Here is a 15,474-nt window from a genome sequence, read left to right as displayed (position 1 = left end):
GCCTTTTTTACCATGTACATGGGCGGGGTTCTCTGCAATGGAGAACCCCGCCGGTATTTTCACGCACTCACTAGGATCTGGTGCAGAACCTAGCCGATACGTACAATAGTGAGAACCCTATCCTCGCGGTAAAACCCGCGCATTCTGCGGAAGAAAGGCACCCCATGAACACCTACGAATTTCGTCCCTGGCGCGAAGGCGACGATTTAGAGCTTCTGCAGGTGTGGGGAGATCCGCGAAGCGAGCAGGAGGCGCAGCAGCGCGCATCGTTCGGAGAAGCCTCGGATGCCCCTTTTAGCCGAACCCTTGTGGTCACCGACTCTGGTGTGCCGATCGCCGCTGGTGTGGTGACCGCCTCACTTCTGCACCCACAACGCCTGTGGACCTATCTTGAGGTTGCCGAAGGGCACCGCCGCGCCGGGTTAGGTACCGAGCTTTTAGACCGGCTGCGTGAGATCGCCGCCGAAAACGCGCAGGTTCCGAACGTCCGCGTGAAGCTGGCCCCATTTAGCACCGGCGAAGAATTTGCCCAGGCGAAGGGCATGAAAATGATTCAGCGCTCGCGTCTGGTTCATATTGATGCGGGCGCGATTCCGCCGGTTTCTCTGCGTGAGGATGAGAACGGCAAACCCACTCAGGCGATTGAGGATTTGGCGACCGGCTCGGTTGAGCTGACCTCGAAGCTCTGGGAGTTCTACCGCGATTCGCATGATTGGGATGTTCCTGCCGAGGTCGGGTTAGGGACCGTAAACCGGTATTTCCTCTCGGATGAGGCACGCGCCTTCGGGGCGCTGGTACTGCGCGATAACATTCAGCAGGCTGAGAAAGAGGGGAAGAAAGGCGAAATCATTGCCTTTGCGGTGAGTTATCACCCCTTTGAGACCGACCCCGCCGCCGCGCTGGTCGATGAGAATACCGCGACTGAGATTTTGCTCGGATATGACATGCAGAACGAAGGCGCGGTCGAGGCCATTATGCAGCTTCTTTCGCTGTTGACGGCGCAGTACCCGGTGGTGGTTGAGGTAGACGACTCGATGACCGCTCTCGTAGAGGTGACCGACGTTCTTCTGCGTGCTGGAACCGCGAGCGTGGAAGGCGACCCCGCCTATATTTACGCCAGCGATTATCCGGGTGCTGCCTCCTAAAGAACAAAGTGCCCAGAAGAGGCCCCAGAAAATTCGCAGCGTGAGGGCGTGACAACCTTATGAAATGCTGGCCGGTGCGCCTGTCGTGAACCGGGGTAGGTGCATCCGTGCCGATTTGCGTGTGTATGCCACAATATAGAGGTGAATTCTGAAGCCTCCCACCTGAAATTACCGCCGCTGAAACTCGGTAAACTGACCGTTGAAACGCCTGTGGTGCTCGCCCCGATGGCGGGTGTGACGAATAAGGCGTTCCGTCGTCTGTGCCGCGAGTACGGTGGTGGATTATATGTGACCGAGATGGTGACGGCGCGCGCCCTCGTGGAGCGCAAACCCGAGTCGATGCGCATTATCGAACACGACGCGGACGAACAGATCCGCTCCATCCAGATCTACGGGGTAGACGCGGTTAACGTGGGTAAGGCTATTCGGCTGGTCGTAGAGGAAGACCGTGCGGATCATATCGACTTGAACTTTGGGTGCCCGGCGCCGAAAGTCACAAAACGCGGCGGCGGTGCGGCGCTTCCGTGGAAAACCGATCTCTTCACTGCGATTGTGCATACGGCTGTTAAAGAAGCATCACGTAACGATATTCCCCTGACCATCAAGATGCGTAAAGGCATTGATGATGACCACATCACGTTCCTTGAATCCGCTAAGATCGCCCGGGATGCGGGTGTCTCTGCCATAGCCCTGCACGGGCGTACCGCTGCCCAACACTATTCGGGAACAGCGGATTGGGACTCCATCGCGCAGCTTCGCGAGGCGATTCCGGACGTTCCCATCTTGGGCAACGGCGATATTTTCGCCGCCGAAGATGCCGTGCGCATGGTCGAACAGACCGGTGTAGACGGCGTGGTGGTTGGGCGCGGCTGCCAAGGGCGCCCGTGGCTTTTTGGCGATCTGCAGAATGCTTTTGAGGGTAGTTCCGAGCGTATCCGACCTACTCTGAGTGAGGTGGCGCAGATGATTTATCGGCATGCTGAGCTGTTGGTGGAGACTTTTGCCGATGAGTACAAGGGACTGCGTGAGATTCGTAAACATGTTGCCTGGTATTTCAAGGGTTACCCGGTGGGCGGTGAGCTGCGTGCCAAAATGGCGACCGTACCTGATTTAGAGACTTTCCGTGAGCTGCTGGGGCAGCTTGATCACAGTATTGGGTATCCGGGGGCTGCGGTTGAAGGTTCCCGCGGCCGGGCCGGGAGCCCGAAGAAACCCCATTTGCCGGATGGGTGGCTTAACTCCCGTATTTTGGGGGACGCTGAGCGGCTTGGACTCGTGGAGGCAGAACTGGATATCTCGGGCGGATAATTGGGCAAGGTTTATCGTAGTCTGATAAAAACATTGCGTCTGGGCAAAATAGTGCTTATATAGGTAGTAGAAAGACACCAACCGCACCGGAAGCAGGAACGGAGGAGTGATGACTCGCCTTGCCGAGGAGGGACAGGAACGCTGGGAATGGAACCTGCCCGCAGGGTACACCCCCGACGACTCAGAACGCTGGGTGCCCGAAATACACCCCTTCCAGGACCGCACCCCCTTTGAACGCGATCGTGCCCGTGTGCTTCATTCCTCCGCGCTGCGGCGGCTAGGCGCTAAAACCCAGGTCATGAACCCGGATACGGACGATTTCGTGCGTACCCGGCTCACACACTCCCTTGAAGTCGCCCAGGTCGGGCGCGAAGTGGGCCGGATGCTCGGCTGCGACCCAGACGTAGTTGATACTGCCTGCCTCTCTCATGACCTGGGGCATCCGCCCTTTGGGCATAACGGCGAACGTGCCCTAAACAAGATCGCCGCCCATATGGGCGGGTTCGAGGGCAACGCCCAAACCCTGAGGCTGCTCAGCCGCCTTGAACCGAAAGTGATCGCCGAACATGATGTATCTGCGGGGCTGAACCTGACCCGCGCATCCCTGGACGCCACCTGCAAATATCCGTGGACACGCACAGACGCACCACGCCGCGCAGACGGCACCCAAACCCACAAATTCGGTGTTTACGAGGATGACCTGCCGGTCTTCGAATGGTTCCGCGAAGGCGCACACGACGCCGGGGTAGAGTCCCAGCGCAAATGCCTGGAAGCGCAGGTTATGGACCTAGCCGACGATATTTCATACTCGGTGCACGACGTCGAAGATGCAGTCTTCGGCGGGCACGTGCAGTTAGAACAGCTGCGCGAAGCAAAGCACCGGCAGGCCGTCTTCGACATGACCCGCCAATGGTATCTGCCAGCCGCTACTGACGAACAACTGGATGCGGCACTCAGCCGGTTAGAGACCCTGAACCGGTGGGTTCCGTGCATGACCGGTTCGCGCGCTTCCCTGGCACAGTTCAAGGGACTCACCAGTAAACTTATCGGTCGCTTCGCCTGGAGCGCTGTGGAGGCAACCCGCGAACGTTACGGGCGAAACACCCCGCTAACCCGCTACAGCGCCGAACTGATCGTACCGGAGGATACCCGAGACGAAATCGCCGTCATGAAGGGGATCGCAACCGCATTCGTTATGACGGTGCGCGACGCCCAACCCCACTACGAACACCAGCACGAAATACTGGGCATCCTCGTCGAAGCGCTCTACGAAGATTCCCAGCGCGCATACCCTCAGTACATCGACAGCATCTTCAGAACGGACTACGCGCAGCTGGGGGCTCATGACGACGACGCGCGCCTGCGCCTCGTCATTGATCAGGTGGCATCCCTAACCGACAGGTCGGCGGTTGCGCTCTATAAACGCATTAACGGGACCCCCTGGATGCTGGGGGAGAAGCCTCTATGGTAGCGCCGCCTTCCACACGGCAAAGACAAGACAGAGACCCCGTGCATAGACGGGCATGAAATACCTTCTAAAACTGCTATTACAGCACGGTGCAGCAGAAATGAGACGATGGCTGGACTAATCCGCAAAGAAGACATTGATGAAGTACGCGCCCGTACCGACATCCGCGAAATCATTGAGGGATATGTAACCCTCAAAGGTGCAGGTATCGGCGCGTACAAAGGGCTGTGCCCATTCCACGACGAACGCACGCCCTCCTTCAACGTGCGCCCGCAAATGGGAACCTACCACTGCTTCGGATGCGGAGAATCCGGTGACGTCTACTCCTTCGTCATGGCGATGGAACACACCGGGTTTACCGAAACCGTTGAACGCTTAGCGGCGCGTATCGGCTACACCCTGCACTATGAAGGCGGAAACCCGCGAGACAGGTACGAGGCAAGCCTGCGTCGTCGACTTCTCGACGCGCACAAAATCGCCGCAGAGTTCTTTGAACGCAGCCTCTACTCAGCGAACGCAGGGGAAGCACAACGCTTTCTCGGCGCTCGCGGGTTCGACCCAGCCGCCACCAAAATCTTCGGGGTTGGATACGCCCCCCGTGGCTGGGACAATCTGCTCAAACATCTGCGTTCCCAAGGATTTACCGACGAGGAACTGCGCGCTACCGGTATGTTCTCTGAAGGAAACCGCAGCCTCTACGACCGTTTTCGTGGGCGCCTCATCTGGCCCATCCGCGCCATAGCGGGCGAAACCATCGGATTCGGGGCACGCCGTCTCTTCGACGACGACCAAGGCCCCAAATACCTCAACACCCCCGAAACACCGCTATACAAAAAATCGCAAGTGCTCTACGGCATCGACCTCGCCAAACGTGAGATGACCAAAACCAAACAAGTCGTCATCGTCGAAGGCTATACCGATGTTATGGCGGCACACCTAGCAGGCATCAAAACCGCCGTAGCAACCTGCGGCACCGCCTTCGGCGCGGGGCACATCAAAGTGGTACGCCGCATGATCACCGATGACGGCTCCGGCGGAGAAATTATCTTTACCTTCGATGGCGACGCCGCGGGGCAGAAAGCCGCGCTCGCAGCGTTTGAAGAGGATCAGCGTTTCGTGGCACAAACATACGTGGCGGTCGCCCAAGAAGGTATGGACCCGTGCGACCTTCGCCTGCACAGGGGCGATGCGGCGGTACGATCCCTCATCGCCTCTCGCCGCCCGCTCTTTGAATTCGTCATTGACACAACCCTCAAACGCTTCGACCTGACAACCCTAGAGGGGCGTGTGCTGGCGATGCGCGCCATCGCGCCTATTATCGCCGGAATCAGGGACCGCGACCTGCGCCCGGCCTATATGCGTAAAGCCTCTGGACAGCTCGGTATGGAACTTGAGGAAATACAGCGTGCGGTCGCCTACGCCCAGCGTAACCCCAGCGGCAGGCGTTCCAACTACAATCAACGCAGAAACGACTCTCCCTACCAGAACGGCGAGACGCAGGCCCGACACCAGCCTGGGCCCACTGGTGCCGCCCACGCCCAGCAGCCGGCGCAGAACGCACCCACAACAGAACCTCAGCAGGAAGCTCCCCAGCCCGAGTTCTTCACCCCCAACCCCGCAGACCCCATTGCCCGCCTTGAACGCACCTGCCTGGAAATAGCGCTGCAGCACCCCAACCTCATGAGTGTGCCGCAATGGCAAGAATTTGCGCGTGTAAGCTTCCGCTACCGCACCCACCAAGAAATCGCCCGAGGTATTATCCACGCAGCCTCTCAGATAGCCCCGGCCCCCGGAGTCGCATGGCTCAACTATGTGCGTGCCGGATCCGCCGAGGAAGTCCACCACAGTATCGCCGAGCTGAGCGTAGCCCAGCTCCCTGTAGCCACTGCTGAGAAACTGCCGTACTACATTGAAGGAGTGCTGAACAGCCTCTTTGAACACCAGATCTCACGCCAAAAATCTGACCTTATGATGCGCCTTGAACAGCTCAGCTCCACTCCTGACTCTGAAGAATACGGGCGCATCCAACGAGAACTGCTCGACTTAGAAGTGCGCCGCCGCACCATGACGCGCCACTAAAAGCAGAAAGTGTGATATATCACAAGATGGGGATTTGCGAACCCCACAAACCGCCGGTATAGTTATTATTCGTTGCAAACAACACAAAAAACAACATAATCCCCCGTAGCTCAATTGGCAGAGCATTCGACTGTTAATCGAAGGGTTACTGGTTCGAGTCCAGTCGGGGGAGCTTATTGAAGGATCTCAGGCTCTGCCGGAGATCCTTTCTTTGTATGGTGACTGAATCCGAACCAGTAACCCACTTCGCTCTGCGGAGGCGCTGGGGCGCCTCCTATCGGGCTTCGTCTATTTCGAGTCCAGTCGGGGAGTATCTCTAAAGATTTCTTAGGCTCCATCTGTAGGGTGTCCTGGCTGTGTCGTCTTGAGGGCTCTTGCCGCAGCCGCCCTTGCTCAACAGTGAATACAGGCGCGCTATCCTCCTCCCGGTAAGCCCGCCCGCACCCGCGCCCACCAGCGAAAACCCGCAGAAACACTCGGAACCAAAGGTTCAAATTCAAAACTACGCGATTCAGTGGATAATAGAGATAGAATAGTACTTTACGGAGTGAAGTAAACTCCACGCATCAAAGTCTTGAGAGGTGGGCATGGCCACTAACACTAATCCCAAAGGCATTCGCGCCAGCCTAGTGGGGATTAAGAACGGCGTCATGAGCGTCATTGACGCTGGTAAAGTCTTCTCAACCTTGGGTATCAACCAGGTCAAAGACGAAATCCAGATTGCTAAACACGAGCTCAAAACCAAAGGCATCGCCGTTGGTAAAGGCGCGGCATTCCTAGCCATCGCAGCGTTCTTCGCGGCCCTATTCATTATCGCCATCGTCGGCGCTATTATCCTGGGTCTCGGCGAAATCATGAGGCCCTGGCTCGCCGCGCTCGTAGTAGCACTCATCTTCGCTATCGTAATCCTCATCACCGGTCTCATCGGGTACAAGAAAGTCAAAGCACAAATGCCGTTCGCCCCCGAATCGGCAGTCTTCGGGCTGCTCTTCGACCTGGGTGTACTGCGTGAAGGCAGCGCTATGACCGCGTCCCGGCTGAAAAAAGAACAAGCAGAACGCGCCGCCCGCAAACAGGCAGAGCGCGAAGCTGCTGCTGAGCAAGCTCGCCAAGAGGCCGAAGAACGCAAAGCACGCGGAGAAGCCGAACCGCAGCCACTCACTGAAGAGCAGCTTAGGCAGCGCACCAAAGAACGCCGCGAGCACCTGGCCGCTCTGCGCGATGACATGCAGAAATACAGTGAAGGCGTACAGGCAAACGCGCAGGGCATCATTGGCTCTGCCAAAGCTAAAGCGCAGCAGGCCCCCACAGAGGCCGTCAATGTTGGTCGCGGCTTGGCTGAGAACATCACCCAGCCCAACGTCGTCAAAGCACGCTGGAAATCATTCGCCGCACTCGGCGCTGCACTACCCGCGGCCCTGGTGTTCCTCCGCAGGTTCCTGCGCCGCTAAACACCACCCCCGCCGTACGGCGATGCGAAACACCGCGACTTGGCCCGCCACCTTCCGAAGGTGGCGGGCCAAGTCGCATCACCCCAACAACCCCACCCATCACCAATACGCCGCAAACTCACTGATTCTCAGAGAACTCTAAGGCTACCTACCTTCTTGTTAGGCTCTAGTAACGCACCCAAACCGATAAAATAGTTGAATTGGAAAAATCACCTCACACCCTGTGCCCCGTATCACCCTACGAGGCTCATAATGACCAAGGAGTAGAACCGCGATGAAGCAGGCCCACACCATCCTCATCGGCGCCGAAACCTACCCGCCAGACATTAATGGGGCCGCCCAGTTCGGTCATCGCCTTGCCACCGCAATGCTTGGGCGCGGGCACGAAGTGCATGTGGTTGCGGCCAGCCCCATGCGTGGACCCAGCTACCGCACCACTGTTGAGGGCGGTATTGTCGAGCACCGGCTGCGCTCACACTTACCCCCTACCCATGACACCAACCGCATCTGCATCCCCTGGGAAATCCACTTCGAAGTGGGGCATATTCTTGACGAAGTGAAACCAGACGTTGTGCACGTACAGTGCCACTACATTATTGGGCGGGCCCTCATCACCCAAGCCCATAAACGCGGTATCCGGGTGATCGCCACCAACCACTTCATGCCGGCGAATCTCGATCCTTTCCTGCCGGTTCCCACGCCTATTAAACGCGTCATCTCAAAAGCCACCTGGATCGATATGCGCCGCTGCTTCTCTCGGGCCGCAGTCGTCACCACCCCCACCCAGATTGGGGCTGACGCCATGAGGGACCTTGGCGGCTTCACCCGTCCTGTCATGCCTGTCTCCAACGGTATTGAAATCGGGGACTACGAACTGGCCGAAGGGGCCACCATTGATAAGGCCCCCGGTGAACTTCGCATCACCTTCGTGGGGCGCCTTGCCCAAGAAAAAAATATTGATGTGCTCATTGAGGCGCTCTCTCTACTGCCGGAGCACCTGAACCACGTGATTCTTGATATAGCAGGTGGGGGAGAGCTGCGGGAAGAACTAGAGAAAAAAGCCCATGACTGTGGGGTAAGCGAACGGGTCGTATTCCGCGGCTACGTGCCTGATGAAGACCTACCCGGGGTGTACCAGCGGGCCGATATTTTCTGCCAGCCCGGCACCGCCGAACTGCAGTCTCTCGTCTCCCTGGAAGCAATGAGTGCCTCAAAACCTGTGGTGCTTGCGAACGCTCTCGCGCTACCGCACCTTGTGGAAGACGGAGTGAACGGTTACCTCTTCGAGCCGAACAATGCCCGCGACCTCGCCCACAAACTCGCGGCGATCCTTTCACTTCCCGCCGCTGAACGTGAGCAGATGGGGCGTGAAAGCCGCCGCATCGTCGACTTCCACCGGGCCGATAACACGTGGCGCACCTTCGAAGAACTATACGTAAGCGATGCCCCCTACGACCGCTTCCGCCACAGCTGACGCCCCTATTTTCCTAAACCCGGTTCGTCAGGTACTCTGGTTAAGGTTCGTGTAGCACATAAGCCGCACAAGCCGTGGGGGGTTAGCTCAGCCGGTTAGAGCAGAGGACTCATAATCCTTTGGTCGTGGGTTCAAGTCCCACACTCCCTACATACCCCCGCTCGGTATGACTCTGTCTAGTAGTCGCCGAGCGGGTTTTAGTATGTGCATAGTGGTGCGGCAGAAATAAAAATAAGCAAAAATAAGCCGGGTCAATCTTCGTTAAACATGACTGAATACATGCCCCTTGGACGCAGTTTTAAGGTACTGTAAAGGGTAGTCTTCTGGCGGTCTAGTCTTAGCACCGCAGAAGGTTTGAATGCACGGCGCAACTGATGTGTCTACCCCCTTGAGACAAGGACCGATGATGAGCGATAACCTTCCGCAGCAGCCCGGGTACAACGGGTATGACCAGCAGGATCAGTACCAGCAGAATCAGCAGAGCCAGACTCCGGCCGCCCCTAATCATTTTGTGTTGGCGTTCAAGGGGGTGTGTGGGGCCTTCCTAGATATTTTTAAGAGCAACCCCACTGGCGCGCACGACCGTATGCAGCAGCACCCCCTGTGGAGCTGGCTTATTGCCTGCACATTACAGTCGGTTGTGGGTTCCCTGTTCATTATGGCGTTTTTGAACACCTATGCCGGGCAAATTTTCCGTGTCTTGTTTGTTGTTACTAAAGATACAGCGAAGTACACTTCGGGCGCGTACACCGCCGATGAGAGGTTCCTCCTATTCCTTATTTTCCTGCTCCTGATTTTTGGTGTGCTCGTGCTACGCGGGGTGGGCCTGATGCGTATCGCCCGCATCGGCAAGTCGCAGATGGGGTTTAACTCCGCGATGGCTATTGTGGGTACTGCTGTGCTACCACAGATTCCCGCTTTCCTAGTTCTGTTCGTCCTCTCATTCTTGCTGCCACATGCAAGTACTGTGACCGATACGTACGCCGTGTGGCAGCGCCCCATCTTGGTGATGATGATAGTCTTCGCCGTATTTAGCGTAATCGTTGGTGAATCCCTGCTGTACCTGGGACAGGCGAAAGTTGCCAACACCGAAAAATCGGTGTTCTTCATGTACGTGGTGTTAAGCACCGAATTCGTACTTGCTGGGATTCTGGTACTGTACTTCGGCTTCAGCGTATTAGCCCCGAACCCCTCCCACTAGCGGAACATCTCTGATGAGCATGACGCGTGACGACGCCCAGGTAACGCGCACCCCCATGCGTGTGCGTTACCTGGGCGTTCTACTGGTTTTGGTGGCGCTCGTACTTTCAGCATGCGGCGCCAGGGTTGAGACAGATCTGGGGTTGGAGAACGCCGAGAAAGGCTCCCGAACAATGTCCATCTCCTTCAATATGAAGGACAATAAGGACTACGTGAAGGGTGACATTAACTCGATTGATTCGTCGATTAAGAAGCATCTGCCTTCTGAACTGTCTTATGAGGGTATACAGACCGATGGTGATAAGGCGCGTGCCACCTTCAAACTCTCGTTTACGAGTATCAGCGAATACCGCACAAAAGTTGAGAACCTTCTGAAGCTTTCAGGATCCTCCACAACCCCCACTATCAGCATCTCAGACAGCACCACGGGGCTGGTTCAGGGTGTACAGGTGTCGGAGAACTTCAGCTCCAAAGAACTGCTGGGGTGGGTTCCCGAGAGCTTGGTAGTCGATGGTGTTATCGAGTCGAAGCGCAAAAGTAGTGTGCTTGGAACAGAAGATAAAACCACTGTCAAAATGGGCGATAGGGAGCTGAAAAACTCATCCTCGTCGACCCCGATCTCAGTGAAAGATATTAAAGATAACGGGTTCGGCTTCGTTCTGGTGGATACGCAGGTGCAGCAGAATGGCTCGTACACTGCAAAAATATTTTTTGTTGCAAAAGATATTATGGAGCCTGATAAAGCTAAGGCTGTAGACTCTTACCTGCAGTCGGCCACCCCCGAGGGCGGACAGGTATCTAAGGGCGTGGATGAGGCGAGCATTAAGAGCTACTACACCGTCTCTTCCAAAGCCAGCACCTCCGCTGGGAAAGAAGAACTGGGGCGTACCCTCACCTTTGAAGCCAGCAACTTAGAAGACATGAACTCGAAGCTGCAGAAAATCTTCGGGAATAAAAACACCGAACTGAAGCACGAGCAGGAAGTGACCGATACCTCCGGCAAGCTCATGGTGAAAAATCATATCAGCGGCCAGGTGGACTGCTCGATTGTATGCTCACCGGAAGGTAACGGAACCCTTTTCAAGCTCTCCGGCAGTAACGGTGCATACACCGAGCAGGGCAGCTCCTCAAATAGCGGATCGTCTAAGAACATCGTGCAGAATGTGGACCTTAGCTCCACCCAGGAAATTAAGGTTCAGGATGCCAGGACTTCTGTATCTTTGGGCATGGACGGCTCCGTTGAGGCTCGTTTCGAGTACTCAGTGAAGAACTCCGATGCGGCTTTAGCATCAGAGGCTCTTAAAAAGAAGTTCTCTCCCGGCGATGATATTGGAACCTTAGAGGAAGGGAACGACGGCGACAACACCGTCTATTCCACTGTCATTAAGGGGAAAGACTCGGCTGATTTTAACAATCGTTTAGAAGGCTACCTGCCCGGGTCGACATTCACTATCACTCACCCCGGTGGTTATAACCCTTTCGGCACCTCATACACGGTGGAACCAGCGTTTAATCTCAACTCACGAGTGGGGGATGGCTACTCAGGCAGCTACAGTTTCTCATTCAACGCACCGTTTATGAGCACGGTGGATCAGAAAAAGTTTGAGACGCAGAACTCTCTGCCTGAGGGGGCGAGAACTGAGGCTGAAGGGCGTAACCTGACGGTCAGCAACGAGCATGGAACATTTACTCTGAGGATTCCGGCCGCTGGCCTAACAATGAGCGATATGGTGATTGACGGCGTCATTGTGCTTCTGGTGTTGCTGATCGTCATGATCCTGTTGCTGTTCCGCAGGCGCATTAGCTCCTCACTTCGTAACTCCCGTGAACAGCGGGCAGCTCTCGCAGCCGCCCAGCAGGCGCAGGGGTACGGTCACGGCGGCAACCCTGAAACATACTTTATGAGCCGCTCTGGCGGAGGCCACCAGGCCCAGGGGTATAGCCCAGCCCAGCCTCCCTACTTGGAGGAAGGGACCTACCAGCAGGATCAGTATCCCCCACAGAAGTCGGGGTATGGCGAACCGCCAACTGTTCCTATTAACGATATGGGCTCAAACGGTGCCTGGGACGATGAGACCCACCCGATGCCCCAGTATGCACCGCAGGAAGGCATGGGAGAGCCCACTGTGCCCATGTCTTACCAGCAGGTAACGTATGAGGAACCTACTCAGGCGATTTCCGGGAACGGTGCAGTTCAGCATGAGCCTCCGACTCGACCGGTCTCTGAGCAGCCCCGTTCGGGCAGCTCTTCACAGCGCGAACAGGACTACCTGAAATAGGGGTGGTTCTGTGCGAGCAAGCCGTTGGCATACACCGCTTCTGCGGTGGAGTCAGCGGCTTTGCTGTACGCCCACTACACACTAACCTGCGGTAAAGCTCCCATCAACAGGCAACAGGATACTGGGCCGTTCGCGCCCCAGCAGGGTGAGCGGGTTAATGTACTCGGCGTTTTTGCCGCTTCCGTCTTCTTTGTCCCCGCCGCGTCGCACGCCCCAGTGCAGGCACGGCCCCTGCTCACAGTGGTGTATATCGGGGTCTAATGTTGCGATAGTCTGCCCGGCGGATACCTGTGTCCCTTCAGGAAGAGGGTCTTTTACTGGTTCAAAGCTAGACCTTAAACCTCCTGGATGTTCCAACACGATCACGGTGCGATCGACAACTTTGCCGGAGAAGACGACGGTTCCAGCAGCGGGGGCCTGCACCTGCGCATTGTCGCTGTCGGTAGCTAAATCAACACCACGGTGCCCCGCGCTCCACCGCTGGGCTGGTTTGCTGAACGGTTTGAGCACGCGCACTTTGCCGGAGGCGGGTGACCGCCATTTACTGCGAGATGCCGATACCTGCTGCACAGTGATGGCCTGGGCGGGTTCGGCGGCAGAGACGATAATGGGCGGGGTGAACAATATAAACGCAACACATGCAGCTATTGTTGGTAAGGTCTTCGACGCATGCGCGGTAAGGGAGAGAGGCATTATGTTTTCTCCTTAAGCGATTTTCTTGGGTCGGGGATAATATGTGGTTCTTTTGAGGAAACCAGAAAATTTTCAATCTTGAGGCGTCGTGTGCCAGAACTGTGGATAAAGACGGGGCGCAGTCACCTAATGGTGCTATCCACAGGTGCGCAGCGACAGATCTTTCGTGGGTACACTCGTGTGGCGGTGTTGGTCTGTATCTGAGTCAACGAGGCGAGGGAAACGTATTAGTGCCTGGAGCATGGTGACTGCCCAGTAGGGACAGAAACAAACTGCCTCATAAGCGGAACTGCCACTGGGGTGAGGTATTGAGGGCAGGGGCGCGGGCACGGTGAGAGAGCCGAAGCAGAAAAACCTGCGTCAATAGGGTACAATTTCGTATTGCAGTGTGCGCTTTTGCGTACTCTGACTACGCGCGGCGTGAGCGTCCGGTATCACAAGCCGGACGATAAGGAACCTTCGGTCCGCCCCATAAAACTAGGCGGTGAGGGTCTGAGGCCCGGGGCTACCCCTGGCTTAAGCGCCGCTAGGAGAAACCGATAACTACTATGCGCGCGTGCGGCTAGCCCGAGACGGGAGGTCGGCGCGGCACCCAGAAAAAGGAGACGACATGCCCGTCGTAACTATGCGTGAGATGCTGGATTCCGGCGTTCACTTCGGCCACCAGACCCGTCGCTGGAACCCCAAGATGAAGCGTTTCATCCTCACCGAGCGCAACGGCATCTACATCATTGACCTGCAGCAGTCCCTCGAATTTATCGACAAGGCTTTTGAGGCTGTGAAGGCAACCGTCGCACACGGCGGTAATATCCTGTTCGTGGGCACCAAGAAGCAGGCCCAGGAAGCTATCGCTGAGCAGGCTACCCGCGTGAACATGCCGTACGTGAACCACCGCTGGCTCGGTGGTATGCTCACCAACTTCTCCACCATCGCTAAGAGCATTGAGCGCATGAAAGAGCTGGAGCAGATCGACTTCGACGACGTCGCAGGTTCACGCTACACCAAGAAGGAACTGCTGCTGATGCGTCGCGAGTTTGAGAAGCTTGAAAAGACCCTGGGCGGTATCCGTAACCTGACCAAGGTTCCCTCCCTGGTGTGGGTTGTTGACACCAAGAAGGAGCACCTGGCGGTTAACGAGGCTCAGAAGCTGGGCATCCCCGTGGTGGCTATTCTCGACACCAACTGCGACCCCGACGAGGTGGCATTCCCCATCCCCGGCAACGACGACGCAATTCGCTCCGTGAACCTGCTCACCCGCGTGGTGGCGGATGCGGTGGCAGCTGGTCTGCTTGAGCGTAACGCTAAGAAGAGCGGCAAGGCGGAGACCACCGAGGAGCCCATGGCTGCTTGGGAGCGTGAGCTTCTGGAGCAGCACGAGGCCGCTAAGACCGAGGAATCCGCAGAAGAAGCTAAGTAAGCTTTAGCTCACCCGGTAACGGGGAGCTCACGGACGGTACCCACCCGCTCAGGGCGGGTGCCGTCTGCTCATAACTCATGGGCGTTATCGCGCCCACATCTTATAAAGGATAAAGAGGAGTTCACATGGCGAACTACACCGCAGCCGACATTAAGGCACTGCGTGAGAAGACCGGCGCAGGCATGCTCGACGTTAAGAAAGCCCTGGACGAGGCAAACGGCGACCAGCAGAAGGCCGCGGAGATCATCCGTGTTAAGGGTCTGAAGGGCATCACCAAGCGTGAAGGTCGTGCGACCGCTGAGGGTCTGGTTGCTGCCCGCGTGGAGAATGGCGTTGGCTACATGGTTGAGGTTAACTCCGAGACTGACTTCGTGGCGAAGTCCGACCCGTTCATTGCGTTCGGTCAGAATGTGCTGGAGGCTGCTATTGCAGCTGACGCTTCCACCCTGGAAGAGCTGCAGGCTGCATCTTACGAGGGGAAGACCGTTGAGGAGCTGACCACTGACGCAGGTGCGCTGCTGGGTGAGAAGATTGTGGTGCGCCGCGTGGCCCGTGTGGAAGGCGAGAACGTGGCAGTGTACCTGCACAAAACCTCCAAGGACCTGCCCGCACAGGTCGGTGTTCTGCTGGCTGTATCTGGTGCTAACACCGAGGAAATCGCACACGATGTTGCTGTGCACATTGCCGCTATGAGCCCCAAGTACCTGGATTCGGCGTCCATCCCTGCTGACCAGGTTGAGACTGAGAAGCGTGTGGCCCGTGAGACCGCGATCGCTGAGGGCAAGCCCGAGCAGATTCTGGACAAGATTGTTGAGGGGCGCCTGAAGGGCTTCTACAAGGAGAACACTCTGCTGGATCAGGACTTTGCTAAGGATCCCAAGAAGTCCGTTGCCCAGGTGCTCTCTGAGGCAGGCGCAACCGCAACCGGTTTCGCACGTTTCCGTGTGGGCGCATAAAAAT

Annotated in this window: 11 protein-coding genes and 2 tRNA genes; 12 read left to right on the top strand and 1 reads right to left on the bottom strand. The window is 56.9% G+C overall.

The genetic code is table 11. The features are described 5' to 3' along the window. Window positions 1-80: 80 nt before the first annotated feature. The 10 genes from D8M23_RS05545 to D8M23_RS05500 all read left to right on the top strand — a co-directional run bounded on the left by D8M23_RS05545 (window position 81) and on the right by D8M23_RS05500 (window position 12,404). Window positions 81-1,145 (top strand): GNAT family N-acetyltransferase, encoded by a 1,065-nt coding sequence (locus D8M23_RS05545; protein ID WP_126854011.1) that lies wholly within the window; start codon window positions 81-83, stop codon window positions 1,143-1,145. A 141-nt stretch (window positions 1,146-1,286) separates the two neighbouring features. Beyond that, on the top strand, window positions 1,287-2,453 hold the full coding sequence (gene dusB, locus D8M23_RS05540) for a tRNA dihydrouridine synthase DusB (protein WP_126854010.1): 1,167 nt from the start codon (window positions 1,287-1,289) through the stop codon (window positions 2,451-2,453). A 109-nt stretch (window positions 2,454-2,562) separates the two neighbouring features. Continuing rightward, entirely contained in the window at window positions 2,563-3,924 is a 1,362-nt protein-coding gene (locus tag D8M23_RS05535) for a deoxyguanosinetriphosphate triphosphohydrolase (RefSeq protein ID WP_126854009.1), read from the top strand. 105 nt (window positions 3,925-4,029) lie between these two features. Next, a complete protein-coding gene (gene dnaG / locus D8M23_RS05530) occupies window positions 4,030-6,000 on the top strand; it encodes a DNA primase (RefSeq protein ID WP_126854008.1) in 1,971 nt (656 codons plus the stop codon). Between the two features lie 99 nt (window positions 6,001-6,099). Further along, window positions 6,100-6,172, top strand: a tRNA-Asn gene (locus tag D8M23_RS05525). A gap of 415 nt (window positions 6,173-6,587) precedes the next feature. Next, window positions 6,588-7,451 carry a phage holin family protein gene (locus D8M23_RS05520; protein ID WP_037236051.1) on the top strand — a complete coding sequence of 288 codons (864 nt, stop codon included), beginning with the start codon at window positions 6,588-6,590 and terminating at the stop codon, window positions 7,449-7,451. Between the two features lie 274 nt (window positions 7,452-7,725). Continuing rightward, window positions 7,726-8,925 carry a glycosyltransferase gene (locus tag D8M23_RS05515; RefSeq protein ID WP_037233309.1) on the top strand — a complete coding sequence of 400 codons (1,200 nt, stop codon included), beginning with the start codon at window positions 7,726-7,728 and terminating at the stop codon, window positions 8,923-8,925. Window positions 8,926-9,001: 76 nt separating this feature from the next. Continuing rightward, window positions 9,002-9,075, top strand: a tRNA-Ile gene (locus tag D8M23_RS05510). Between the two features lie 256 nt (window positions 9,076-9,331). Beyond that, window positions 9,332-10,126: a hypothetical protein gene (locus tag D8M23_RS05505; protein ID WP_126854007.1), complete on the top strand. Its 795-nt coding sequence runs from the start codon at window positions 9,332-9,334 to the stop codon at window positions 10,124-10,126. 13 nt (window positions 10,127-10,139) lie between these two features. Then, window positions 10,140-12,404, top strand: a complete 2,265-nt coding sequence (locus tag D8M23_RS05500) for a flagellar motor protein (RefSeq protein ID WP_126854006.1) — start codon at window positions 10,140-10,142, stop codon at window positions 12,402-12,404. A gap of 81 nt (window positions 12,405-12,485) precedes the next feature. Here D8M23_RS05500 and D8M23_RS05495 read toward each other — a convergent pair whose 3' ends face one another. Further along, on the bottom strand, window positions 12,486-13,097 hold the full coding sequence (locus tag D8M23_RS05495; RefSeq protein ID WP_094758270.1) for a murein hydrolase activator EnvC family protein: 612 nt from the start codon (window positions 13,095-13,097) through the stop codon (window positions 12,486-12,488). A 610-nt stretch (window positions 13,098-13,707) separates the two neighbouring features. Between D8M23_RS05495 and rpsB the strand changes: the two genes are divergently transcribed. Further along, on the top strand, window positions 13,708-14,514 hold the full coding sequence (rpsB, locus tag D8M23_RS05490) for a 30S ribosomal protein S2 (protein ID WP_006889032.1): 807 nt from the start codon (window positions 13,708-13,710) through the stop codon (window positions 14,512-14,514). A gap of 125 nt (window positions 14,515-14,639) precedes the next feature. Next, window positions 14,640-15,470: a translation elongation factor Ts gene (gene tsf, locus D8M23_RS05485; RefSeq protein ID WP_126854005.1), complete on the top strand. Its 831-nt coding sequence runs from the start codon at window positions 14,640-14,642 to the stop codon at window positions 15,468-15,470. Window positions 15,471-15,474 lie beyond the last annotated feature (4 nt).

The organism is Rothia sp. HSID18067 (genome assembly GCF_003989445.1).
Lineage (GTDB): Bacteria > Actinomycetota > Actinomycetes > Actinomycetales > Micrococcaceae > Rothia > Rothia aeria.
The sequence above is the reverse complement of the archived record's forward strand: the minus strand, read 5'-3'. Positions and strand labels throughout refer to the sequence as shown.